This window comes from Oleiphilus sp. HI0066, from assembly GCF_001635725.1.
Genome location: NZ_LWFH01000174.1, coordinates 1 through 954, shown reverse-complemented (window position 1 = coordinate 954; position 954 = coordinate 1). Strand labels below are relative to the sequence as shown.

Annotated in this window: 1 protein-coding gene; it reads left to right on the top strand. The window is 50.2% G+C overall.

What is annotated here, in order from left to right:
* Positions 1-58: 58 nt before the first annotated feature.
* Positions 59-954 (top strand): lycopene cyclase family protein (locus tag A3738_RS02925; RefSeq protein WP_068763338.1); only part of this gene is annotated, 896 nt, incomplete at its 3' end.

Below are 954 nucleotides of genomic sequence, written 5' to 3'. Positions count from 1 at the left end.
AGGGTGCAGTGGTTTATCGCTAGCAAGGGAGTTGGCATTACGCGGCTATCGGGGCAAGGTGGTGTTACTGGATCAACGAACCGCCTTCAGCAACGATAAGACCTGGTCTTATTGGGCAAAAAAAGAGAGTCGCTGGCACCAATTAGCCGAACATTATTGGGATAGTTGTGAAATATCGCTGAGAGGCGGCCATAGGCAACAGTGCGACTTCCACGCGTATGATTACTGTTCATTGCCTGCAGACACTTTTTATCAAGATGCCTGCTCGCTGATTGATCTTGGCGGCTATACCGTCGAGCTTGGGCAGACTGTGCAAACAATTGAAGCCATTGATGACCCTCCTGCCAAATTCAAAGTAACCACGACTGGTGGCAAGATATTTTTTGCTAAGCAGTTAATTGAGTGCAATGCACGCTACCAGTCGGCGGATTACTATCAAGTATTTTACGGCGAAGAGTGGCTACTTCACGAACCCTTACCTGACTGGCGTCGGGCTGGGTTAATGACAGAGCTAGTTAGCGATGAGGGCGGTACCGAATTTATTTATTGGCTCGCGCTGGCCCCAGATAGAGTGCTCGTTGAGCCGACCCGCTTTACACAGCATATAGTTGACCCGGAGATACTTCAGACCAAAATAGAGATATGGATGACGCAATATGGCTTAGCGCCAGCTCAATGCATTCGTCATGAAGCGGGCGTTTTACCGATGGGACGCGTCAATTCTGGTCATACATCCTGGCCACGCGCCGGCCTCGCTGCTGGCGCATTGCGCGCCTCTTCCGGTTATGGCTTTTTAGCGATGCAGCACTGGGCGGCAGCGACGGCCGAACAATGGATTCGTACGGGCCGTCTTGAAACCGTTGATACTTATCATCCAAGCGTTCGATTCCTCGACGCTTTGTTTATCAAGGTGCTGATTAATCAACCAAGATTAGGGGGTGATATATTAAGTCA